The sequence below is a fragment of the Microcoleus sp. Pol1C5 genome, from assembly GCF_036701115.1.
GTDB lineage: Bacteria > Cyanobacteriota > Cyanobacteriia > Cyanobacteriales > Microcoleaceae > Microcoleus.
The window spans coordinates 21077-42971 of record NZ_JAUBQE010000054.1; the positions used below are offsets into that span (position 1 = coordinate 21077).

At 44.2% G+C, this 21895-nt stretch carries 18 protein-coding genes; 8 read left to right on the plus strand and 10 right to left on the minus strand.

Annotation, left to right across the window (positions count from 1 at the left end):
- Window positions 1-8 precede the first annotated feature (8 nt).
- A complete protein-coding gene (locus QUA23_RS25000; RefSeq protein ID WP_333076873.1) occupies window positions 9-656 on the plus strand; it encodes a phosphoribosylanthranilate isomerase in 648 nt (215 codons plus the stop codon).
- A gap of 133 nt (window positions 657-789) precedes the next feature.
- On the opposite strand, the gene QUA23_RS25005 is transcribed toward QUA23_RS25000, so the two are convergent.
- Window positions 790-1080 (minus strand): acylphosphatase, encoded by a 291-nt coding sequence (locus QUA23_RS25005; RefSeq protein WP_333076874.1) that lies wholly within the window; start codon window positions 1078-1080, stop codon window positions 790-792.
- Between the two features lie 59 nt (window positions 1081-1139).
- Here QUA23_RS25005 and QUA23_RS25010 point away from each other — a divergent pair, with 59 nt between their 5' ends.
- Window positions 1140-1691, plus strand: coding sequence for a CPBP family glutamic-type intramembrane protease (locus tag QUA23_RS25010; RefSeq protein ID WP_333076875.1), 552 nt, complete (start codon window positions 1140-1142; stop codon window positions 1689-1691).
- 45 nt (window positions 1692-1736) lie between these two features.
- Entirely contained in the window at window positions 1737-3068 is a 1332-nt protein-coding gene (locus tag QUA23_RS25015; protein ID WP_333076876.1) for a HEAT repeat domain-containing protein, read from the plus strand.
- Window positions 3069-3326: 258 nt separating this feature from the next.
- On the opposite strand, the gene QUA23_RS25020 is transcribed toward QUA23_RS25015, so the two are convergent.
- Both QUA23_RS25020 and QUA23_RS25025 read right to left on the minus strand, forming a co-directional pair.
- Window positions 3327-5231: a BamA/TamA family outer membrane protein gene (locus tag QUA23_RS25020; RefSeq protein WP_333076878.1), complete on the minus strand. Its 1905-nt coding sequence runs from the start codon at window positions 5229-5231 to the stop codon at window positions 3327-3329.
- A 147-nt stretch (window positions 5232-5378) separates the two neighbouring features.
- Complete coding sequence (locus QUA23_RS25025) at window positions 5379-5579, minus strand: hypothetical protein (protein WP_006634481.1); 201 nt, start codon at window positions 5577-5579, stop codon at window positions 5379-5381.
- An 82-nt stretch (window positions 5580-5661) separates the two neighbouring features.
- Here QUA23_RS25025 and QUA23_RS25030 point away from each other — a divergent pair, with 82 nt between their 5' ends.
- From QUA23_RS25030 to QUA23_RS25040, 3 genes are all read left to right on the plus strand, one after another.
- On the plus strand, window positions 5662-6189 hold the full coding sequence (locus tag QUA23_RS25030) for an alpha/beta hydrolase (RefSeq protein WP_333076880.1): 528 nt from the start codon (window positions 5662-5664) through the stop codon (window positions 6187-6189).
- Between the two features lie 12 nt (window positions 6190-6201).
- The gene (locus QUA23_RS25035; protein WP_333076881.1) at window positions 6202-6567 is read left to right on the plus strand and encodes a hypothetical protein; all 366 of its coding nucleotides are present in this window, start codon (window positions 6202-6204) and stop codon (window positions 6565-6567) included.
- Between the two features lie 202 nt (window positions 6568-6769).
- Entirely contained in the window at window positions 6770-8179 is a 1410-nt protein-coding gene (locus QUA23_RS25040; RefSeq protein WP_333076883.1) for an ATP-binding protein, read from the plus strand.
- A 156-nt stretch (window positions 8180-8335) separates the two neighbouring features.
- Here QUA23_RS25040 and QUA23_RS25045 read toward each other — a convergent pair whose 3' ends face one another.
- The 4 genes from QUA23_RS25045 to QUA23_RS25060 all read right to left on the minus strand — a co-directional run bounded on the left by QUA23_RS25045 (window position 8336) and on the right by QUA23_RS25060 (window position 12932).
- Entirely contained in the window at window positions 8336-8689 is a 354-nt protein-coding gene (locus QUA23_RS25045; protein WP_333076885.1) for a slr1659 superfamily regulator, read from the minus strand.
- A gap of 66 nt (window positions 8690-8755) precedes the next feature.
- Window positions 8756-9364 carry a DUF6272 family protein gene (locus QUA23_RS25050; protein ID WP_333076887.1) on the minus strand — a complete coding sequence of 203 codons (609 nt, stop codon included), beginning with the start codon at window positions 9362-9364 and terminating at the stop codon, window positions 8756-8758.
- A gap of 31 nt (window positions 9365-9395) precedes the next feature.
- Window positions 9396-10631 carry an adenylate/guanylate cyclase domain-containing protein gene (locus QUA23_RS25055; protein ID WP_333076888.1) on the minus strand — a complete coding sequence of 412 codons (1236 nt, stop codon included), beginning with the start codon at window positions 10629-10631 and terminating at the stop codon, window positions 9396-9398.
- A gap of 156 nt (window positions 10632-10787) precedes the next feature.
- Window positions 10788-12932 carry a SpoIIE family protein phosphatase gene (locus tag QUA23_RS25060; protein ID WP_333076889.1) on the minus strand — a complete coding sequence of 715 codons (2145 nt, stop codon included), beginning with the start codon at window positions 12930-12932 and terminating at the stop codon, window positions 10788-10790.
- Window positions 12933-13107: 175 nt separating this feature from the next.
- Here QUA23_RS25060 and QUA23_RS25065 point away from each other — a divergent pair, with 175 nt between their 5' ends.
- Together QUA23_RS25065 and QUA23_RS25070 are read left to right on the plus strand one after the other, a co-directional pair.
- Complete coding sequence (locus tag QUA23_RS25065) at window positions 13108-13467, plus strand: VOC family protein (RefSeq protein WP_333076891.1); 360 nt, start codon at window positions 13108-13110, stop codon at window positions 13465-13467.
- Between the two features lie 3 nt (window positions 13468-13470).
- Complete coding sequence (locus QUA23_RS25070) at window positions 13471-14751, plus strand: recombinase family protein (RefSeq protein WP_333076892.1); 1281 nt, start codon at window positions 13471-13473, stop codon at window positions 14749-14751.
- Window positions 14752-14800: 49 nt separating this feature from the next.
- Here the strand turns inward: QUA23_RS25070 and QUA23_RS25075 are convergent, their stop codons facing one another.
- From QUA23_RS25075 to QUA23_RS25085, 3 genes are all read right to left on the minus strand, one after another.
- Window positions 14801-16018, minus strand: a complete 1218-nt coding sequence (locus QUA23_RS25075; RefSeq protein WP_333076899.1) for an adenylate/guanylate cyclase domain-containing protein — start codon at window positions 16016-16018, stop codon at window positions 14801-14803.
- Between the two features lie 194 nt (window positions 16019-16212).
- Complete coding sequence (locus QUA23_RS25080) at window positions 16213-19893, minus strand: GAF domain-containing protein (RefSeq protein WP_333076893.1); 3681 nt, start codon at window positions 19891-19893, stop codon at window positions 16213-16215.
- Between the two features lie 105 nt (window positions 19894-19998).
- The gene (locus QUA23_RS25085; RefSeq protein WP_333076894.1) at window positions 19999-21552 is read right to left on the minus strand and encodes an ATP-binding protein; all 1554 of its coding nucleotides are present in this window, start codon (window positions 21550-21552) and stop codon (window positions 19999-20001) included.
- Window positions 21553-21895: the final 343 nt, after the last annotated feature.

The window sequence follows — 21895 nt, forward strand, 5'->3', positions numbered from 1 at the left end:
GAGGAAGAGTGCGGGTTAAAATTTGCGGAATCACTAAATTAGACCAAGGAATTGCGATCGCCCGTTTGGGAGCCCAGGCTTTAGGGTTTATCTGCGTGCCCGCGTCCCCCCGCTATGTCAGCCCAGAAACAATTCGCCTGATTGTCGAGCAGTTGCCGGAAAATGTCGATCGCATCGGCGTTTTTGCCAACACCACAATAGAAAATATCTGTCAAGTAGCGGCAGAGTCAAATTTAAGCGGGGTGCAGTTGCATGGAGATGAAACAGCGGAATATTGCGATCGACTGCGGGAGTTTTTGCCGGGAATTGAAATTATCAAAGCCCTGAGAGTTAAGACTCCTGAAACTCTAGAGACGGCGGCTATTTATGCTGTTCGTGTCGATACTTTACTGCTGGATGCTTACCATCCACAGCAATTGGGCGGTACTGGTAAAACGATCGACTGGATGATGTTATCAGAGTTTAGACCGCAGTGTCCTTGGCTGCTGGCGGGCGGTTTAACACCCGATAATATTTTAAATGCAATTGATAGGGCGATCGGCAATAACTTCAGCGGTGTTGATCTTTCTAGCGGCGTAGAAATATCGCCGGGAGATAAAGATTTGACCAAAGTTTCTCAGTTGTTTGCTAACTTAAGTCAACTTGCTCATCATTGATAAATTGGCAATACCAAGTTCGCACTTTTTATCGGATTTATTCTTTAGTCTGCTTGGGCGAAGCCTGCTGTAGACTAGGCAGACTTCGTTTGTATAGTAGCGGTTTCAACCGCAGTTTATGCCGTTTATTGTTTTATCGGCGGATCTCAAAAGTGCGCTCGCCCTCCGGCTCTTCGTATTCCAAAACCAACTCACTAACCCTAGCACCGGTGGGGCCGCGGCGGCACCAACTAATCATTTCTTCCACAGCTTGTTTGGAGCCTTCAAAGACAGCCTCGACGCGCCCATCGGGGAGATTTCTTACCCAGCCGCCCAGGTCGAAATACTTTGCTTGATTCCTCGTTGAATATCGGTATCCTACTCCTTGAACTAATCCGGAAACAAAAACGCGGACTCTGACGGGTGGCAATGATTGGTTTTGCATAATAAACGGCTCAACTTACTGTTAACATCTGTTTGAAAATTTTAAGGATCAGTTTGATTATGTTAAATTTTAGTGCGATGGCGCTGCCGGGATTCCTGATACGCCGAATCACCCTAGCTTTTTCAACTATTCCCGATTTCACTGATTGGCTGGTTGCAGCTATGCTCGCCCTGGTTTACACTTCGATCGCTCTTTCCGTCGGTTTTTGGTCGGGATTTCTAAAAGTAGACGTGCAAACCTCTCGGCGTACAATTGTGGGAGTGCTCATTGGCTGTTTGTTAAGTCCGGGCATCACCGAGGAATTATTGTTCCGCGTGTTAATGCTGCCACATCCGTTCGAGAATGCTTCTGGCTTAATGCTGTGGTTTTGGGGATGCGCGAGTTTGGCGGTTTTTGTAGTTTACCACCCGCTGAACGCGCTGACTTTTTACCCGGTTGGTCGATCGACCTTTATGAATCCAGTGTTTTTGCTACTGGCGGCAATTTTGGGAGTTGCGTGCTCCATCGCATACCTGCAAAGCGGTTCTATCTGGCCTGCGGTGGCGGTTCACTGGCTGGCAGTGACAGGCTGGCTGTTGCTACTGGGCGGTTACAGGAGGCTGTATGGTTAAATGTAAAAAGTCCAGCATCACTATTTTGTCGGGAGGATCTCAGTTGTGGGTATCATAGGAGCGATCGTAGGTTTTTTGGCAGGGGTAGCAGTTGCTTACTGGTTAGTGGAAAAGCGCTTAAAGAAGCAAAAGCAAGAATACTTGCAGCAAACTCGCAGAATTAGTGAGGAAATAGAATTAGCTCAGATGTCTCGGGTGCAACAAGCTGTCGAATCTCAGCAAGGAGAACGGGAAAATCAGCTTAGAAAAGCTACTATCGAACACGAAAATTTACTCAGACAAGTTACTACCCAATACGAAAATCAGCTCAAACAAGTTGCCGCTCAATACGAAAATCAGCTCCAACAAGTTCGGGCAGAACGCGACAGTCAGCTCCAACAAGTTTTGGCAGAACGCGACAGTCAGCTCCAACCACTTACCAGCATAGACGAGCATGAGCTGCGGCAACAAATCAGCGAGGAATTAGAAGCCGCTAACAATGCTAGGATGCAGCAAAATATCCAATCTTTGCAAGCAGAACACGAACATCATTTACTCAGAGTTGCTGACGAATTGCATATAAATTATCAAGCTCAGATGGAGCAACATTTGCAAAACTTGCAAAATGAACACGAAACTCGATTGAGGCAAATTGCCGAGGAATATGAGAACCGCGAGGTTGAGATGCAGTTAAATATGGAGGCTTTGCAAGAGCAATACGAGAGTCAGTTGCAAGCGGCTCACGAGCAGTTGAGAGAGCACGAAGCTCAGATGCAAGCTACTATCAGGTCTTTGCAAGAGCAGTACGAAAGTAATGTACAACAAGAAGTCCCGGAGCAGCAGTTCAGTCAGTTAAATTCAACAGAATTTGCCGAAGGTTTATCACAAGAAGAAGTTTGGCAGGAACTGTCAAGTGAGTTAAATCAAACAGAAGTTGAAGAAGAGTTAAATTACACAGATTTTTCGGAACCACAACCAATTGATTTACATCAACCAGCAGTCGAACAACAGCTTCCAATTACCAGACAAGCACCAACCTATTCCCTACCGCAGTTGATGGGATGTGTTCAAAGTCAGGACAAAGAAACCCGCAAGTTTGCAGCGTCTGCTTTAGGTAAAATGGCTGCTGCTAATGCTCTGAGAGCCGAAGGTCAGCGAGCAATAGAAACCTTGGGAAAATTAGCTCAAGATATTCAGCCGGAGGTGCGTGAAGCTGCTGTGGAAGCACTAGCAATGATTAAGTCTGAAAAAGTAATTCCCCTGCTACAAAAAGCTTTGCGAGATATAGATAGCGGTGTGGCTAAATCGGCAAGTGCTGCGCTCAATAAGTTTAAGTTTTATCCGCGCACTCCGCCGGCTAAGCCGAAAACTGTTGATGTGAAGAAACCAAAGCGTTAAGCATTTACGAGCCTAAATAAATATAGCAATTGTCAATTGCCTACAACACAGTAGGGATACAACATTGTTGTGTCCTTACCGAGGTGCTGTATAGCACTCAATTTCGATCGACAACTCGCCCAATCCTTAGCAGCAATTACCGACACCCCGCCAGCCGAGGCCGGTAGGTTTGATGATACCCTGCCAACGGCTTTGGCGGCAATTGAGTCGCGCAAAATTTGTTTAAGATTGTGGTTTAACCGATCTGTTGTACTACTGTTAAAATCGTTGTTTTGTACCGAGTATAAATTTGAGGTCGCCAGAGTCGCTAACACCCACATCTAAGCGAATTAATCCAAAGCGCGATCGCACCCTCACACCTACCCCAACACCCGCCCCAGTCCCTGGTTTGTCCCTGACTACCGCCGGTTTTCCGAGTACGCTATCTCCTGTGCCCAAATCCGACGCAAAATCAACAAATATCACGCCGCCGACATCCTGACCCACAGGAAACCGATATTCGCCGGAAGCCAAAAAATAACTCCGGCCGCTGCCAATATCGCCGCTATCGTAACCCCGCACAGAATTGCGGCCGCCGAGGCGAAAAGCTTCCGTTGGTGGCAAATCCCCGATTACCGTCCCCGCTTGCAAGTTAAAAGCCAGCATTTCGGGCAAGGCTTCGGACTCGCTGATGCCCAACAAACTTACTGGTACATACTGTATATAATTCGCTAACAGTCTGTTACTCACAATGTTCCCTCGCCCCAGAGGTATCGACTGCTCGGTGCTGAGGCTGAGAATCGAGCCGCTGGTGGGGTTAAAGGGATTGTCCCGCCGATCGAGCACCGCACCCAAAGAAACAGTGTATAACTCGTCAACGCCCGTGCCGCTGAATGTGAGAGGATTGCCGAGTTCGTCGCGGCGGGCGATATTTAAGTTGCGATCGCGCGTACTGATATTTGTATAATTCAGTCCCAAAGTCGATTGCCAATCGCCCAAAGGTCTGGTAAACCTGAGATTTCCCCCCATCCGAATTTCCCGAACTCGGTTCCCGTTGGGCAAATCAATATCTTTGTTGAAAATTTCCGATATTCTGCGATCGCCAAAAGCTCTCACACTGTATCCCAAACGGTCTTCGGCGGCAACGTAAGGGCTGACAAACTCGACATCGTACTGGATACCTCGGAGGCTGGGTTCAAGTTCCACCGCTAGCCGCTGGGGGTTGGTGCCGAAAGTTCGATCGGTATAGGAAAGAGGAACAGCAACGCCAACATCATCACTAAGACTGGCACTCACGCTAAAAGAGCGAGCCGATCGCTCTTGAACGTTGTAGATTACATTAACATCCGTGCCAACTTCTTCAATCGAAACCGTCACTTTGTCAAACAATCCCAATTGCTGCAACTGCTGTAAATCCGATCGTACAACTTCCCGGCTGTAGTTATCCCCCGCCTTGAGTTTGAGCTCACCTCGGATAAAATCTTCCGAAATTCTGCCCTCAACCGGATCCCCTTTTTTATCAACAGCTTCGCCTCTGGAATTGACAAAGCGAATTTTCACCTCTGCAACGTAAACGCCCTCAGCATTGCCCGCTTGACTGATTTGTAGAGTACCCCCTAGCTGTCGGGCGTTGCTGTTTACTGCTTCGGGGATTTCGGCGTTGGCCGCGATCGTCGCCGGAGTTTTTAACAGAGATGTAAAATCTTTATTGTGGCTGGACTTGAGTGAGGGCGATTCCCTAGGGGATAGCTGCGCTGCGCGTACTTCTGGAGAAGTTACGATCTCATCGGATGCCGGCAAATCCTGCACAGTTGGGTTCACCTCATCCGATTGGTGACTATTTAAGACTGGAACCGATAACAAATGTCGCTTGTCATCGAGTCTAGATCCCCCTAAATCCCCGTTAATAAGGGGGACTTTGAGCATATTTCTTGTCCCCCGCTTATTAAGGGGAGTTAGGGGGGATCTAGACTTCGCTACAAACAACAGAGATGGTCGGTTTGACGTTAAGTTGTCACCAATGACCTCATCCTCCTCTCTCTGCGCCCTCTGCGCCTCTGCGGTTCCCTCTCTCAACTCCGCCTCAGTCGGTGCGGCACTCGGATCGATCGCCCGCGCCCCCAATTCGCCGCCAGCCAGCGCAGCCAAAGTCAAAAATGCAATAATCGGAATTCGCATAGACATTAAATTTAAAGCACACCCAACGCATATTACCCAAAACCGGGCCCCCTGCATAATTAGCCGAAAAGAAACCCGGTATTTTTGAGGCTACCGGGTTTCTGGGATGCTGAAATGTGGGAAAGTTCGATCGCGGGCGATCGTTAAATTTGTTTAAATAGCTTGGCGAGAAACACGTTTCTCAAAATGAGCCTGAGTCTGCTGCAACAGTTGTTCGCGACTATCCTTAGCGGTGGTAATGGTAGGGAGCAAGTTGCGAGCTTGTAACGTCATGTGAAGCTGTAGGTGTGCTACGTACTCACTGACATCTTCGCGAAGAGAGCAAGCCGGGTACTGTTTTAAAGTAGAGTTCAAAGTGTTCTCCTGCTTTGAGTTTGTAGAATTTTCTAATAATCATAGAGAATATCACGGTCTATTTCTAAGTGTGTACTCCGTAATGAAGTTTAACCTTTGGACTGCTGTTTTGTTACAATTGTTTACAAAGATTTCTTACATCTCAGGAGTCGATCCCCATGCAGTCTCAAGCATTTCTAAGACCAAATCACATTCAAGTACATTTGTCAATAGCACCACCCAAACAGCAGCCTACCTCGACATCGGGTGCGGCCGACCCTTATGGATGCTGCACGGTTTCTTTGGAGAAAAGACTTGCTGGCTGCCATTAATTGAGTTATTGCAATCTCAGTTTCGGTGCATCAGTTTAGATATGTTAGGTTTTGCAGAATCCACCAAACCAGAAATCGGCTATGACGTAGCTGTAGAAGTTGATTTTGTCCGGCAAGTTGTAGAACAACTACATATCGAACCATGCTGCATCATCGGACATTCTTTTGGCGGTTGGGTAGCATCTGCATATTCCCTCAAATATCCTAATTCTGTTAGCAGTTTAGTGTTAGCAGCGCCAGCGGGAATTCTGGACGATAGTTGTTGCGGTCAATACGATGCTTTGGGGCTGCTGTTGTAGGAAACCCCAGCCGTGGATTGGGTCTTGCAGTTGGCAAAACCTTTTGCTAGTTTAGCGGAAAAAAGTGAGAAATTGCAGCAAATTTCAGGGTGGCGCAAGGAGTTAATGTCTCAACCAGTAGCAAGGTCATTTTTAAGGAGCCGGATGCGGCCGGAAGATGCAGTTGATACAGTAGAAAAAAAAATTTACAAATTGCAAATTCGTACCTTAGTAATCGCCGCAGATAGTGACGAAACAATTCCTCTATGGCACTGTGAAACCTACGCTAATGAGATACCGGGGGCCGAGTTAGCAATTGTTCCCAATTCTACTCGCGGGTTGCCACAAACTCAAGCTCAAATTATGGCGAAGTTGATTTGTAAATTTTTGAATAATTAAGAAAAAGTGTGCAATAAGCCGAATCATAAAAATTGTGATATGCCACCAATTGAAAATAATTGTGTTTTAGTATACTACTTTATTAGGAAATACAGAATATATTGATTAGTGTCTTGTACACTTTTTTCTTATGGCTCTTAAATCTTGTGTCAGCACGAGCTACAGACATTTAGTTGAGTCGGGTATATCACCAATGGCGGCAATGAGGAACTATTTTAATCTGGAAGAAATTACGACAGCCAGAAAAATTAGTGCTGCGGTAATTAATATCAGCGGCCGTCAGCGAATGCTTTCCCAACGAACGGCTTTTTTTTGCATGAGGTTAGTTTGTTCTGAGAATGACCTAGAAAAAGCCCAACTGCGGGGAAATTTGTTAGAGGCGATCGAGCTTATGGAAAAATCGCACCGCGACTTAATTAATATTGGCAGCAGCATTAACTTAGGTAGTCCCCCTTCAGCCACCCTAAAGGCAATGTATTTTGAGCCGCCACTGTATTTAGACAAACAAGTGCGCGCATATACCGATCGAATAAAAGCATTGGTCCAAGTTCCCGATGCCGAACTCATGCTGGAAAACCCCCACCTGCTGTACATTATCGAAGCAGCGGGCGGCGACTTGCTAGAAGCTTTCGATGCCGTGGTGAGTCAATACCAGCAAGAAAGCGAAATCGAACAATTTGAAATCGACCTTAAACAGGTTGAACTTTATCAAGAAAGTTGTGCTGCTACCTCGAAAGCGGAAGCTCAAGCAGCCCAGCTCGATCGCGCACTATGCGAACTAAAACAAACTCAAGCTCAACTCCTCCACAGCGAAAAAATGTCTTCGCTGGGGGCGCTAATGGCTAGTATCGTCCACGAAATTAATAACCCAGTTAGTTTTATTTACGGCAACTTGAGCCATGCCGCAATTTATACTCAAGATTTGCTGCACCTGCTGTGTCTCTATCAAGAATGCTATCCCAATCCCTGTCCCGAAATCACAGCTAAAATCGAAGAGATAGATCTTGATTTTCTAGTTGAAGACTTGCCTAAAGTTATCTCTTCCATGCAAATGGGTTCCAATCGCATTCGCGAAATTGTCAAATCTATGGGCAACTTTTCGCGAACCGATAACAGTAACATGACCTTGTGCGATTTGCACGACAGCATTGACAGCACCGTGTTAATTTTGCGAAACCGTCTAAATTCTCAAATAGACCGTCGCGACATTCAAGTAATTAAAAATTATGGAAAATTGCCTCTTATAGAGTGTTATTCAGGACAGCTAAATCAAGTATTTATGAATCTAATTACCAACGCGATCGATGCTTTGGACGAGATATCACAAAATCAGCCCTATGCTGCGCTAAAAATTTTGATCGCCACAGAATTAGCTGGGCCCGATCGCGTGAGAGTGCGAATTGCTGACACGGGAACCGGAATGGCACCACAGATAAAAGAGCGAATGTTCGAGCAGTTTTTTACCACCAAGGAAATTGGTAAAGGTACCGGTTTAGGATTGTCTATTGTCTACAAAATCTTAGTAGAAAATCACCGAGGATCGCTCCGGTGCGAGTCGGAACCATCCAAGGGAACCGAGTTTATCATTGAACTCCCGATCCAGCAAACTTAAGCAATTTACTAAATCCAAATTTATTTATGTTAACTGTGTGTGGCACGGGCGTCCCGCCTGTGTTAACTGTGTGTGGCACGGGCGTCCCGCCTGTGTTAACTGTGTGTGGCACGGGCGTCCCGCCTGTGTTAACTGTAATTAAAATTTACACATATCCTACTCTAATTCGAGCTTCAAAGTTGGCAACAGCTTTTCTAAATTTCTGAGAGATTTCTGTTGCCAAGGAATATCATTTGAACCCAATACCACAAGTTCAATCGTTTTCTTTTTCCTGACGCTAATCACAAATTTAGACAGCATACTGATACCAGAACTGTTAACAAATTCCAATTGTTTTAGGCTCAAGGTAATAGTAGGCGGTTCGCCATTAGCGACCTCATCTAACAATTGGGCTATTGGTGCATACTCTGCCGGGCCGCTCAGGCTGAGTTCGCCTTGGAAAGTGACAGTGACTGATTCTGGATCGTACTGAATGGTGTAATCTTCACCTTTAATTTCATGAATGCCCATTGTGATTTTGTTTCCTGACTAAAATATTGCGATCGCACAAGAGAGTAAATATTGAAATGCTAGGAACTAGACCCTAATTTGAACCACAGTCGTAACAATGATGGTATCACTATCTGGCCGGGGCTCGAATTTCCAACCTATCTTAGCTGAATAGTCATTAATCATCGTCAGCAAGCCCAACCCCGAGGTATCGCTTTCGGATTCCGCATTTTTTTCAAGCTGCTGCAAATAAAGTTCATTTGGATCGGAATCCATAATTTCTTCAATAAACTCCTTCAACTTATTCGCCCCTTCTGGATTAACACTATTACTGGCAAAAATTACCGCTATTACCTCTGTTTCCCCAATAAAGTGTATGCCAAATTTGACTTTGTAATTGATATCATCCTTATTAAATTTTATCGCATTTTCTAGGAGTTCGTTGGCGACGTAGCTGACAGCTCCCTTGCTTTCTTTGATCCGTTTCTCGCTGCTAGCATCCTCCTCATCCACCGGTAGAAAGCTAGACAAATAATCGGCTACAAAATGAGCTGAAAGCCTGTTATTGCGCCAGCGCTGTTTGATGGGGCGAGAACTGGGGGTAAATGTAAGTTCTAGGGAGTCGTGTTCAGGAGGAAATTCTTCAATAAATTCTCCAAAGATTTGTGTCATTGTTTTTAAGCTTCCAGATGTCATGATTTTTCTCGCTCCAATTGATGTATTAAGCTCACTTCTTGGTGAATTTCCACACGCCATTCCAGTTAGCAGGAATACTATTTCTTAACAGCGATTGGAGGCGTTTTAGGTAAAGTTGACTGGGCTTGTCATCTGGATTTAGCGCTACTATCTGTTCAAAAAAAACTATGGCCTTAGCAAAATTTCCCTGACAATATTCTTGAAGTCCCTCCTCAAATATAGGCAAAGTTTGAATTTTGAGCGATCGCACTGGTTCTACTTCAACATCTAACACCTCACAAACTGTAATGGCTTCTTGTCTACCTTTGACAATAGCCCGATCCAAAAAACGGATATGATACTTTTCAGGTTGACTCAAACGTTGTACCACATCTCCAGAAATTAATAAAGATACGCCATAATACTTAGTCAAACCTTCCAGACGAGCGGTGAGATTGACATGATCTGAGAGCGCATCTGCTTGCATCCGATTCGCGTCTCCAATAATCCCAACCATCGTATCACCCACATGGATACCAATGCCAATCTTCAGCGGTATATCCCCATTTATTTTACGGCTTTGATTGTATTTGTGCAACTGCTCCAGTTTCACAATTCCTGCCTGAATAGCATCATCCACGCCATCAGGAAAAACTGCCATGACTCCATCTCCAATATACTTGACAATAAAACCGTTGTGCTTGCGAATTTCGGGACTAATTTGCTGTAAATAGTTATTGATGAAGTCAAAGTTTTCTTGAGGAGTCATTTGCTCCGCCATCGTGGTGAACGAACGCATATCGGAAAACATTATTGCCATCTCTTTGCTCACGTGATCTCCAAGCTGGAAATCAACCATGCTTTGCTTGCCGAGAAATTGGAGAAATTCATCGGGAACAAAACGTCCGTAAGCCTGCAAAAGTTTCTCTAATTCTTGTTCCCGCGCTTTCACCGTTTGCACCATATGCGAGAATACCTGTGCCAGTTCTCCCAGTGCATCACTGCGCGCTGCCACATCTGACAATATATCGGGTTGAAAACTATTGTTTTTTACAGCAATAGCTGCATCTATAACCTTTTTTACCTGCTCGATGTAAGTCTGCATCTCTCTGTTTTTATGACGGATCTGGTTTTCCAGATCCGTGGAGTGTTGCGTGATAATTTCTACTAAGGTTTCATAGCTGTTTTTTTCATCCTCTACTTCCTCAAGTTTTTCGCTCAACTCCTGGAGCTGGTTATGGAGTTCTTCTGGAGATTTAGATGGTGCTAAATTTATTTGTGGTTTCATAATTTATACTTCTGAATCTGGAAGCGCAAAGTTGTTTGACTTCCTCGCTGTAAATTATTATAACTTACAGGCGCGGAACTCGAAATCTTGTTTCTGCTTCGATGCTTGATTACTAAATCCAACACCCCTGGTAGAAACCGGGTTGACGACCGTCAATCATAAATTATGCACAATATTTCCCTGTTGCTTCAATACTAGCAAAGTAATGTCATCAAATACCTTTTGTTCTCCAATAAATTTTCGCAAATCAGCGATGGTGGCTTCCTTAATTTGTTCGGCGCTCAAATGCCAGTTTTGAGAAACCACTTCACAGAGTCTTTCGATACCGTAGAATTTTTTGTGGATGTTTCTAGCTTCGGGGATGCCGTCAGTATAAAGCACGACGCCGTCCCCCGGCTCTAAGTCTACTAAAACATGGCTAATCCAATCTGAAATATCCTCATCTAAGGCGAGCGGAAATCCTAAATTTATGGTGTCTATCCGCTGGATTTGACCACCTTTCCTGACCACAAGAGTTTCCTCATGTTGACCGCTGATACTAATTGTGTTCTCAGCGTAGTTGAGCAAAGCTAGGGTCATATTTTTGTCGGAGTTCATGCGCTGGACATTTTTATAAATAGTGCGGTTGAGGGTATCTAAAAAACGCACCGGATCGGATTCTTGCATTTCCTGAAGAGTGCGGACAGCAGCTTGAGTCATCACCATCAAAATGCCGCTTTCTAATCCGTGTCCGGTGACATCACCAATGCAAATCGTGACAACCCCGTTAGTAGAAAGTACGTCGTAGTAATCGCCACCTACTTCCGAGGCTGGCTCCATAAATCCGGCAATATCTAAATCTTCAATCGCTGCGAGTTCAGCAGGTTTTGGCAGAATCAACTGCTGCATTTGTTTGAGCATATCCAGCTCGGAGCTCATGCGGAGGTTTTCCGCTTTCAGGCGCTGGTTGAGAGTGGCAATTTGTTTAGTGGCTGTGGCGAGTTCAGAGGTACGTTCTTTGACTTTATCTTCTAGCGTTTCAAAGGATTCTTGCTGTTGTCTCGCCATGCTGTTAAAGGAATTTCTTAAGGTTTCAATTTCCCAAATTCGACTGGAATCAACGTTCTGGTTAAGAGCGCCACCTGCTAGATATTCTGAAGCTTGAGCAATTTGATTCAGGGGGCGAGTAATCCAGCTAGCGGTGAAAATACCCACTCCAACAGAGACAATTAGAGCCACCATACACAGCACAAAGGTCTGGCGAGTGTTAGCATAAATTTGCGCCATAAAGTCGGCTTCAGGAACTACTACTACAATCAGCCAATTGAGACCGTACTTGTCAGTTAGCGGAGAAACTTGGATAAATTGCCGCTCACCGTTTAGCTTAAAGTCAAGTTGAACAGTTTGATGGATGTCTTCCAAACGCTTGAAGCGATCGAACAGATAAACCACACTTTTACGCATCAATGGGTTGCTGCTTTCCTGTGCTTTTATCCGCTTTGTATCTTTGCCTTTTCCCACCGATAGAGGCTGTTCTTTTAGCGAAGTGGCTATTAATTCACCCTGGGGTTCAATGATAAATACTTGACCGGAATTACCCACCCTTAAGGTTTGTAGGAAGTGGCGAATTTGATCTAGTCCCATCTGGCAAGTCAGCACGCCAATTAGTTTCCCTTCGGCATCATAATAGGGTAGACTCGCATTAATTTGCAGCGTACCGTAGCCAAAATTAATATAAACTTCACTCCAAGCTGCCTGTTTCTTCTCAACAGCTACTCTGTAAAAAGGGCGCGTGCGAACGTCATAATTGGGCGTGTTTTTGTCGATTGTTGTCGGGTTTCCATTATCGTCAAGGTTGTAATATATCAAGTCGCCGCCCCCCGGAATCAGTTGCTGGGCAAGCTTAGGTTGTTCAAGTCCAACCAGCCGATTGACCCAACCCACACGCAGGTACTGACCTTTTTCGTTGGCAATTCCCGCGTGACCGATCGAATTAAATTGCAGAACTTGTTTCCAAAAATAGGGTCGTGCTTGCTCCAAATCGTCAAAGTTCAACACCCCCAAAGGTACAGCATCCTGATTGATCTGATTCACCAATGGCGGAGCTTCCAGATAGGTTTGAACACGTTCGTAAACTCTCGCACTCACTTCGTGCCGCAACTGACTAACAATATCGTTGACTATCTGCTCTCCATTTCTGTAAGAGAGATAGCCAACGCAGCCAACAGCAGCCAAAATTTGGAGAACAAAGGGAACTACTAAGACATTGCGGAGACGGAATTTGCCCGATCTGGAGACGATCGCACTTTTTTGAGAAACCATTGTTAAAAACACTCCCAGCGGGCAGTTTTTTGTTACAAGACTTGATAATGGATATATTAAGAGCGACTCACAATGTTATCATATCAAAAACTCAACCAACATCAAAAAATCTGCGTTCATCAGCGCTCATCTGCCTCCATCAGCAGTTACAATAAAAAAATAAATACTTAAAAAAATGCAAATTACTAACTCCCTCCACAGCGCCATACTCATCTCCAACCTAGAAAAATCCCAACACTTTTACAGCACCGTACTAAGACTGCAAAAAATCGATCGAGACTTAAAATTTCCCGGAATCTGGTATCAAATCGGAGACTTCCAGCTCCACCTAATTTTAGCGGCCACAATTATCCCAGATGCGGTAGACCATGCCAAATGGGGACGCAACCGACATCTAGCATTTTCTGTTGCTAACTTAGAGGCAGCCAAACAGCAGTTAATCGCTCACAATTGCCAGTTTCAAATGAGCGCGTCAGGTCGATCGGCATTATTTACCCAAGATCCCGACGGCAACATCATCGAACTCAGCGAGTAACAGATGAAAATCATCGCTTATTCTTACACCGAACCGCTACTCGAAACAGCACCCGCACCGGAAATTTGGGGTCAAGAAGTCGATCGCACCTATCAAGACTTAGGAGGGCGACAACAACTGCAACAACTCCTAAAAGACTGCGAAACAGAACCAGTCAAATACCTGTTAATTCAGCGTTTTGAAGAACTCGGCGACACCGTACAGCAAGTGTGTTCCCACCTCGCCCAACTCGAAAACCTCGGCGTCGAAATCATCGTACAAGCAGAAACAGAACCGCGAAACCGCAAAAACTTGCTGCAAATCCTGGCAGAAATCCAGCGCAGCCAACACAGCCGGAGTATTCGCAAAGGACACGCCCGCAACCGCATCAAATCCCGGATTCCACCGGGTAAGCCTCCCTACGGCTACCGGCGCGGCAAAGATTGTTATACGATCGATAAAACCACCGCCCCCACCGTCAAAGACTTTTTTGAACACTTTTTAATTTACGGTTCCTTGCGAGGTTCCGTGCGGTATTTAGCCAAGAAATACAACAAAAAAATCTCTGTAAGTACCGGCCGCCGCTGGCTGACAAATCCCGCCTACCGAGGCGATTTGGAATATCAAAGCAGCCAAGTAATTTCTAACACCCACGTCCCGATTATTTCCAGAGAAGAAGCAGCCCAAATAGACAGGTTACTGCGCCGCAACCGCTGCCTTTCTCCTCGCAGCGCTAGCGCCCCACGTTCCCTCGCAGGTTTAGCAATTTGTGCAGAATGCAAATCGCCCATGACAGTTGCCAAAGTCACCTCCTACCGCCAAGAAAAAGAATACCTTTATTTGCGACCGATTAACTGTCCAAAACAACCTAAATGTAGCGGCCTTTCCTACGATGAAGTATTGCAATTAACCATTGCCGGAATTTGTCGGGATTTACCCGATGCTGTTGCTGGGTTGCAAATGCCGAATATGAATGGAATTAAAGCAGGAATTGTCAGGGCGATCGCATCCAAACAAGAAATCATAGAGCAACTTCCCGCCCTGATTGACAGCGGCATATTAGACACGGAAACGGCAGAGTTTAGAGCCTACAAAATCCGCACCGAAATTGCTGAACTGCAAAGCAAATTAGCGCAACTACCCCCAGTAAATTTGCGAGAAACTGCCCAAACAGTTTCCCTGCCGCAATTTTGGCTCGATTTATCAGAATCAGAACGCAGGTTTTACTTTCGAGAATTTATCGATCGCATTGAAATCGTCCGGGAAAATACAAATTGGAAACTGCAAGTTATTTTCATTTTTTAAAAATTAGCTCGACGTTCATCCATAGCTCCTAGGTTAGATGCCCAACTTCTTAAATAAGTGGGGTATTTGGGTAATCTATTAGTTCGCTAGGAGTGGACTTCGTTTGACAAGCATCGGTTTCTACCGCTGGATTATCTTGTTTACCTTTTAGCCAATAGACGCTCATCTCTCCTTTTCCTTTAATCGTAATCGCACCTCTTTCCTCAAATAAATACCGATCTTTTAACAGTTCGTAAATAGCCGTAGTAACTTGAATATATCCCGGTAATCCTTGACATTCCATCCGAGAAGCAACATTAACAGTATCTCCCCACAAGTCATAGATAAATTTTTTAGTGCCAATTACGCCAGCAACTACTGGCCCTGTATGAATGCCAATCCGAATTTGAAATGGTTCGCCTCTGTCATTTTGAAAATCAGCGATCGCTTCCTGCATATCCAAGGCCATATTCGCGATCGCTTCTGCATGATCTGCCCTCGGCACCGGCAACCCCCCCGCTACCATATAAGCATCTCCAATGGTTTTAATTTTTTCCAAACCGTGTTTTTCCGTTAGTTGGTCAAACCTGGAAAAAATTTGGTTCAATACATTTACCAATTCTAGAGGTAACATTCTAGCAGCAATAGACGTAAAATCGACTATATCGGCAAAAAGAACTGTTGCTGAATCAAACCTCTGGGCAGGAGAACCCTCGCCCTTTTTCAAATTTTCAACAATCGCTGCTGGTAAAATATTCAGCAATAAATGATCCGACTTTGTTTGAGCAAGCCGTAAAGCTAGCTCCACCCCCTGCCGCTCTTTAATTTCGTTTTGCAAACGTTCTACAAGATCTTGGAATTGCTTCGTTTGCTGTTGCAGTAACTGTTGTTGACTTTGAATAGTTAACTGATTTGCCACTCGTGCCAATACTTCTTTACCATGAAAAGGTTTAGTAATATAGTCAACTGCTCCCACATCAAAAGCTTTCACCTTATCTAAAACGTCATCTAAGGCGCTTAAGAAAATCACAGGAATGGAACTGGTTTTTGGTGAAGCTTTCAACTTTGCACATACCTCATATCCATTCATGTCTGGCATCATCACGTCCAGCAAAATTAGAGTCGGCGGAAACTCTTGCACTGTAGCGATCGCCCTTTGCCCGTTCAGCGCTTTACGAACCTGATACCCTTGTTCGGTCAAGATTGTAGATAAAAGCCGCACATTATCGGGCTTATCATCAACTACTAAAATGTTGGCTTGAATTGTAGGATATTGATGGCTGTCCATGCGATCGCTCACGGTAGTTTGTCAAGTTAAAAGATATTAACACTTAAGAAGTTTACCTCAAAAAAACGCAACAGTATAATTTCCGATTTGCCTTCCTAAAAATAGATGACAAGGAGACGGTATTGGGGCTTAATGTTAGGTCTTTTTAAAATAAAATAGCCTCCCAAGTTGAGATTAGTTGAAAACTGGTATTTTTACCTGGTTGCAACTGCTGACTGCGCTATATCTATAATATCGTCAAATAGGAAATCCTGCACCAAAGTAGTTAAATATTGTGCAGCTAAAGCAAATTCGCTCGGCAATTCCTCAATCAAATTGACAATTTTATCGTCGCAACATTCATGAGCAGCATGAGATATCTTTTCTACCCACTCAATAGGCATTTGACCGAGTTGTGACTCTACAGATTGATTGCTAGTCACTCCGCTAATGTCGCTTTCATTTTCTAGTGGTGTATCAACAGATTCCTCGTAAATGTAACGTACTCCTAAAAGTTCTTCCATTTTCGCAAATAATATCTTTGCCTCGAAGGGTTTACGCATGAAATCATCGCATCCTGCTCCTAAAATAGTTTGTCGTTCCTCTTCAAAAGCGCTAGCCGTAAGAGCAACTATTACAGTTTGTTTTCCGAGAGGATGAGCTTTAATTTTTCTGGTGGCTTCATAGCCATCCATGACAGGCATCTGCATATCCATCCAGATCAGGTGCGGTTGCCAATCCTCCCATACAGCAATAGCTTCTTCACCATCTCTAGCTGATCGCACGATGAGGCCTAGTGGTGACAATAATCTTTCTATGACTAGGCAGTTATCGGCGCGATCGTCAACAACCAAAATCCGGTATTCTGGTTGATTCGGTGCTAAACCAATTACTTTTTTCTGCGGTTTAAGGATTTTAATCTCGCTGGGAGTGGCAAGGCTGATTTGAATATCAAATGCAAAATTACTTCCCAACTCAGGTGTACTGCTGACAGTAATATCTCCTCCCATCATTTGTACAAATTTGCGACTAATTGGTAAACCTAATCCAGTCCCCTGTTGAGATTTTTGACCTGTTTTTGTTTGCTCAAAGGGTTCAAATAACTTATTCATCTCTTCTGGGGCAATGCCAAGGCCAGTATCTTCAATTTCAAACTGAAGGCGTAAAAATTCCGAACGAAGGTCATTCGCGTCTACACAACTAAAGTTCGCCAAGCTTTCTGACTGATTAAAACCCGTGTACCATCCGGGTTGTTTTTGTATAACTGCGGTTTCAACCGCTAAGATTTCGGAATTTTCAGAACCCGGGCCGGCAAGTTTTGTGTGTGTGTCTCCAAACTCTACGGTTTCAGCTCTCAAACTTTCTTGTACCTGATTTTTTACTCGCAAAGTAACACTACCCCTCTCTGTAAACTTGATCGCATTTCCTACAAGATTAATCAAAATTTGCCGCAATTTACCTTCATCTCCAGTAACAAAGTGTGGTACGCCGTCACCCACTTCCAAATTTAGCTGCAATTTCTTAGATTTAGCTTTTAATCGAAACATTTCTTCTAAGGTTTTCAGCAAGCGCATTAAATTAAAGCTGCTTTCATTAAGCTGACTTCTTCCCGCTTCAATTTTGGACATTTCCAAAATGTCATTAATTAGGGCAAGCAAGTGTTCACCTGCGCGATTAATAATTTCTAGGTGCTGCTGGTGTTGATTGTTGAGAGATGAATCGCGCACCATCACCTGACTAAATCCGAGAATGGCATTTAGAGGAGTACGCAATTCATGGCTCATAGAAGAAAGGAATTCGCTCTTGGCGCGGTTAGCTGTATCAGCAGCTACAACAGCTTTTTGTAATGCTGTTTCTGCTAATTTGCGCTCGGCAATTTCTGTTTTGGCTTGTTCAAAAAGGGTGGATTGCTTGATGGCAATTGCTAGCTGCACGGAAATTTGCTGGAGAGATTCTATCTCAGAAGAAGTCCAATGCCTTTGACTGCGGCAGTGATGAGCAATGAGTAGACCCCATAGTTTTTCACCTTGCAAAATGGGAACCACGAGGTTAGCTTTAATTTCAAACTCGCTCAGTAAATTAACGTGGCACTCTGAAAGACCTGCCGTATAAATATTGTCGATCGCGCGCAGGTGTCCCTCCTCGTAAACAGAGACGTAGTTTTCTCGAAAACAAGGGTCATTAATGTCAATTCCCAAAATCGGCATCGTACTGACAGATACCGACTCGACGGCTATAAATCCACTCCAATCTGGATTAAAGCGGTAAATAACTGTTCTATCAGTTGACAAAAAATGGCGCACTTCTTCCACAGCCATTGTCATTACTTCTTCGACGTTAAGAGAGGAGCGAATCCGCTCTTGAATAGCATTCACGAGCCGCTCCCTTTTTACTTGTTGCTTCAAGGCTATTTCCGCCTGTTTGCGAGCAGTAACATCTACTCCATAACCAACGCACTCCACAGGTAGACCAGCAGCATCTTTGACTAACTTGATCTCATCGTAAATCCAGCGATAACTACCGTCTTTGTGCCGTTCGCGGTATTCGTAGGAAATCGATTCTTTTTCCAATATCTGAGCGTAGGCAGTAGCAACAATCTCTCGATCTTCGGGATGAATCAGGTGATGCCAATCAAGGGAACCATCAACCAATTCTCGCGCTTCGTAACCAATCATTGAAACAACATTATCGCTGACAAATGTTACGTCATAATTTCCCCCTAATTTGCAGCTAAAAATTACCGCCGGAGTAGTAGCCAGCAAATATTGCAAGCGTTCGGTGACAGAACGCAAGTTTAACTCGGCTTGCTTGCGATCGCGAGCTTCCATTGCTAAAGCTGCGACCTGCGCCACATAGCTAGCGAAGCTTTGTTCGTCGAGCGTCCAATTCCTGGTCGTTCCCTGATGTTCTAAACAAATTACACCCGCAACTTGCCCTTTATGGGTAATAGGAACATCTAGCATGGACGAGATGTTTAAAGGCCTCAAATAAGATTCGCTAAATTCTCGGGTGCGCGGATCGGTTGTGGCATCAACCGCTGCGATCGCCTGTTCTGTCTTCAAAGCTTGGAAATAGCTAGGATAGTCAGCAACTTTCAGTTCTGCACCGGCGCTGTGTTGATTGGGAGTCAGTTCGTAAATATCCGCACAGCACAGTGCGGATTTATCTTCGTGATAAAACCAAATACTTGCCCGATCGACATTCAGGGTACGAGTTGCCATTTGCGTAATCTCTCTCAACGCCTCGCCGATATTTCCCTCGTATATACTAGAATTTTTTGCTAATTCTAGCAAGCCATTTTGTTGTTCTGTTAACCTAGTTTCTCGTTCCCGCAAAGCTGATTCAGCGGCTATTCTTTCTCTTATTTCTGCTTCTAAATAACCATTAATTTCCGTCAACTGTGCCGTGCGCTCTTGCACTTTAACTTCTAAATCATCATAAGCGTGGCGTAACGCTAATTCTGCATCTTCACGCACCGCAATCTCACTCTGCAACTTGCGATTTATGGCCTCTAATTCTTGGGGCGTTTTTAAAGACAAAAACTGGGGCAATAGTGTTACCATCGAGGCGGCTGTGTAGCAGGAAACCAGTGCAGTAATTCCTTTTTCAATCCCCGACAGCCAATAAGCGGAATGCCACAACGTCCAAATTTCTAGCAAGTGACCCGTGCCGCAGAGAACAATAAATGCACCAAATAAAGCAAATATTCCTAAAAAAGGAACATCGCGCCGCTTGAAGATAAAATAAATTAGCATCGCCGGAATTGAATAGTAGGCGATCGCGATTAAAAAGTCCCCAGTTACGTGCAGCCACACTAAAGGCGTTTGCCAAAGATAGCAATGGCCGTGAGGCATATACTGAGTAGGGGAAAAGATATTTTTGAGTGCTTCCCACATAATACTTGTTATTGGCAGATAATATGGATTTGATGATGCCTAAGTTAGACAAAAAATAAAAGAAACCGAAAAATTTAGCTGGATTCAGCATTATTTATTAACGCCTCAACCCAGCTTGTTCATAACAGCTTGCTTTTGTACTAGATGGCGATCGCTAAATTGCGATCGCAAAGGAATTTCAATGATAAACTCAGTACCTCTCCCAACCTCGGAAGTGCAGCGCAAATAACCTTCATGGGCTTGAATAATCTGATAAGAAATCGCCAAACCCAGCCCGGTACCAGCACCGATAGGTTTCGTTGTATAAAATGGATCGTAAATTTTAGCGATCGCATCATAATCTATGCCAGTGCCATTATCAGCAATGTGAATCTGCACCCACTTGCCATCAACTAAAAGAGTGCGGATGCGAATTTTTAGCAGTGGGCAAGAAATGTTTTGTAAGTGGTCACAGCAATTATTTTCCCAATAGCCGTTGGTCGCATATCCCTGCTGTGCCATCTGTTCTAAAGCATCAATAGCATTAGAACAAATATTCATAAATACTTGGTTAAGCTGCCCCGCGTAGCATTCTAATAGTGGCAAATCTCCATACTCTTTAATCACTTGGATAGGAGGACGGTTTGGTTGTTCTTTCAAGCGGTGCTGCAAAATCATTAAAGTGCTATCGAGACCTTCATGGATATTTACCTTTTTCATTTCAGCTTCGTCTAACCGGGAGAAAGTCCGTAAAGATTTAACAATCTCCCTAATTCGCTCTGCTCCAATTTTGAGCGAACCAAAAAGTTTTTGCAAGTCTTTTAAAATAAAATCGAGTTCGATAGTGTGAATCTTGTCTGCAATTTCCGGCGCAGGAGTGGGGTAATAAATTTGATAAACCTTAATCAATTCCACAATCTCTTTAATGTATTCCTCAGCCGGAATCAGATTGCCATAAATGAAGTTAACAGGGTTATTGATTTCGTGAGCAACGCCAGCTACCATTTGACCCAAAGAGGACATTTTTTCAGTTTGCACGAGTTGAGTTTGAGCGCCTTTAAGTTGTTGCAGAGCGTTCTCTAAATGCTGAGTTTGTTCTAGCAGTTTAGCTTCCGAGTGCCGCAATAAATTTTCAGCCAAAGAGCGATCGCGATTTTCCTGTAGCAAAAGTTCATTGGTGGATTCTAAAGCGATCGTCCTCTCCATCACCCGTTTTTCCAATTCTAGCATTAATTCCGAGAGTGCTTCTTGAGCTTGTTTGCGCTCACCAATCTCCTTTTGTAAAGCCAAATTTGCCACCGCTAATTGAGCGGGACTGGGGATAGCCAAGATTTTTGGGATTAGTTCCACTAGCACTGCGGCTGTAGATAGCGAAATCAGCGCTGTAATCCCTTTAAGAAAACCAGAGAACCAATAATTAGGATGCCACAGCGTCCATATTTCCATAATATGGGTAACCCCGCAGCAGATAATAAAAGAGCCAAACAGCATGAAAACCCAGTCAAAAGGCAAGTCTTGCCGCTTTTTGACAATATAAATCAGCGTAATCGGTATCAAAAAATAAGCGACGGCTATCAAACCATCGGACAAAACGTGTAGCCCCACTAATCCAGGCTTCCACAAGTAGCAATGACCGTGAGGAATAAAATAATTTGAAAACATTTCATGAACCATTTGCATCAAATTAACTCGGTTATTTGCTAATCTTTTTTAAAGCTGGTTACAGGAGACTTTTAAAAACTGCTGGCACAAAAATAAGAATTAGAGTTTCGGACTTAACACTTGTGATGAGTAGATGCAGCAAGATGAAACTACTGTTAATTAAATTAACATCAATCGACTCAGCTTTAGCAAAGTCAACTGTCACATTTTTAATTCTGCCTTCACTATCAACTGTGACACCGGCATGACATTTTGGCCAACGATCAAGAAAAACTGAGCGCAAATCCCTTTCCAGTAGGAGCGCCAGCGCCCATAGAAATTAGGTTATAACACTCAGTGCTCAGTCACGCAACGGGGTAAT

What these genes read in the sequence shown, in the direction of transcription:
- QUA23_RS25005 (WP_333076874.1), bottom strand. Translation starts at nt 1,080, where the DNA reads ATGCAAAACCAATCATTGCCACCCGTCAGAGTCCGCGTTTTTGTTTCC.
- QUA23_RS25010 (WP_333076875.1), top strand. Translation starts at nt 1,140, where the DNA reads ATGTTAAATTTTAGTGCGATGGCGCTGCCGGGATTCCTGATACGCCGA.
- QUA23_RS25020 (WP_333076878.1), bottom strand. Translation starts at nt 5,231, where the DNA reads ATGTCTATGCGAATTCCGATTATTGCATTTTTGACTTTGGCTGCGCTG.
- QUA23_RS25030 (WP_333076880.1), top strand. Translation starts at nt 5,662, where the DNA reads ATGAAGTTTAACCTTTGGACTGCTGTTTTGTTACAATTGTTTACAAAG.
- QUA23_RS25040 (WP_333076883.1), top strand. Translation starts at nt 6,770, where the DNA reads ATGAGGAACTATTTTAATCTGGAAGAAATTACGACAGCCAGAAAAATT.
- QUA23_RS25045 (WP_333076885.1), bottom strand. Translation starts at nt 8,689, where the DNA reads ATGGGCATTCATGAAATTAAAGGTGAAGATTACACCATTCAGTACGAT.
- QUA23_RS25050 (WP_333076887.1), bottom strand. Translation starts at nt 9,364, where the DNA reads ATGACATCTGGAAGCTTAAAAACAATGACACAAATCTTTGGAGAATTT.
- QUA23_RS25055 (WP_333076888.1), bottom strand. Translation starts at nt 10,631, where the DNA reads ATGAAACCACAAATAAATTTAGCACCATCTAAATCTCCAGAAGAACTC.
- QUA23_RS25060 (WP_333076889.1), bottom strand. Translation starts at nt 12,932, where the DNA reads ATGGTTTCTCAAAAAAGTGCGATCGTCTCCAGATCGGGCAAATTCCGT.
- QUA23_RS25065 (WP_333076891.1), top strand. Translation starts at nt 13,108, where the DNA reads ATGCAAATTACTAACTCCCTCCACAGCGCCATACTCATCTCCAACCTA.
- QUA23_RS25070 (WP_333076892.1), top strand. Translation starts at nt 13,471, where the DNA reads ATGAAAATCATCGCTTATTCTTACACCGAACCGCTACTCGAAACAGCA.
- QUA23_RS25075 (WP_333076899.1), bottom strand. Translation starts at nt 16,018, where the DNA reads ATGGACAGCCATCAATATCCTACAATTCAAGCCAACATTTTAGTAGTT.
- QUA23_RS25080 (WP_333076893.1), bottom strand. Translation starts at nt 19,893, where the DNA reads ATGTGGGAAGCACTCAAAAATATCTTTTCCCCTACTCAGTATATGCCT.
- QUA23_RS25085 (WP_333076894.1), bottom strand. Translation starts at nt 21,552, where the DNA reads ATGCAAATGGTTCATGAAATGTTTTCAAATTATTTTATTCCTCACGGT.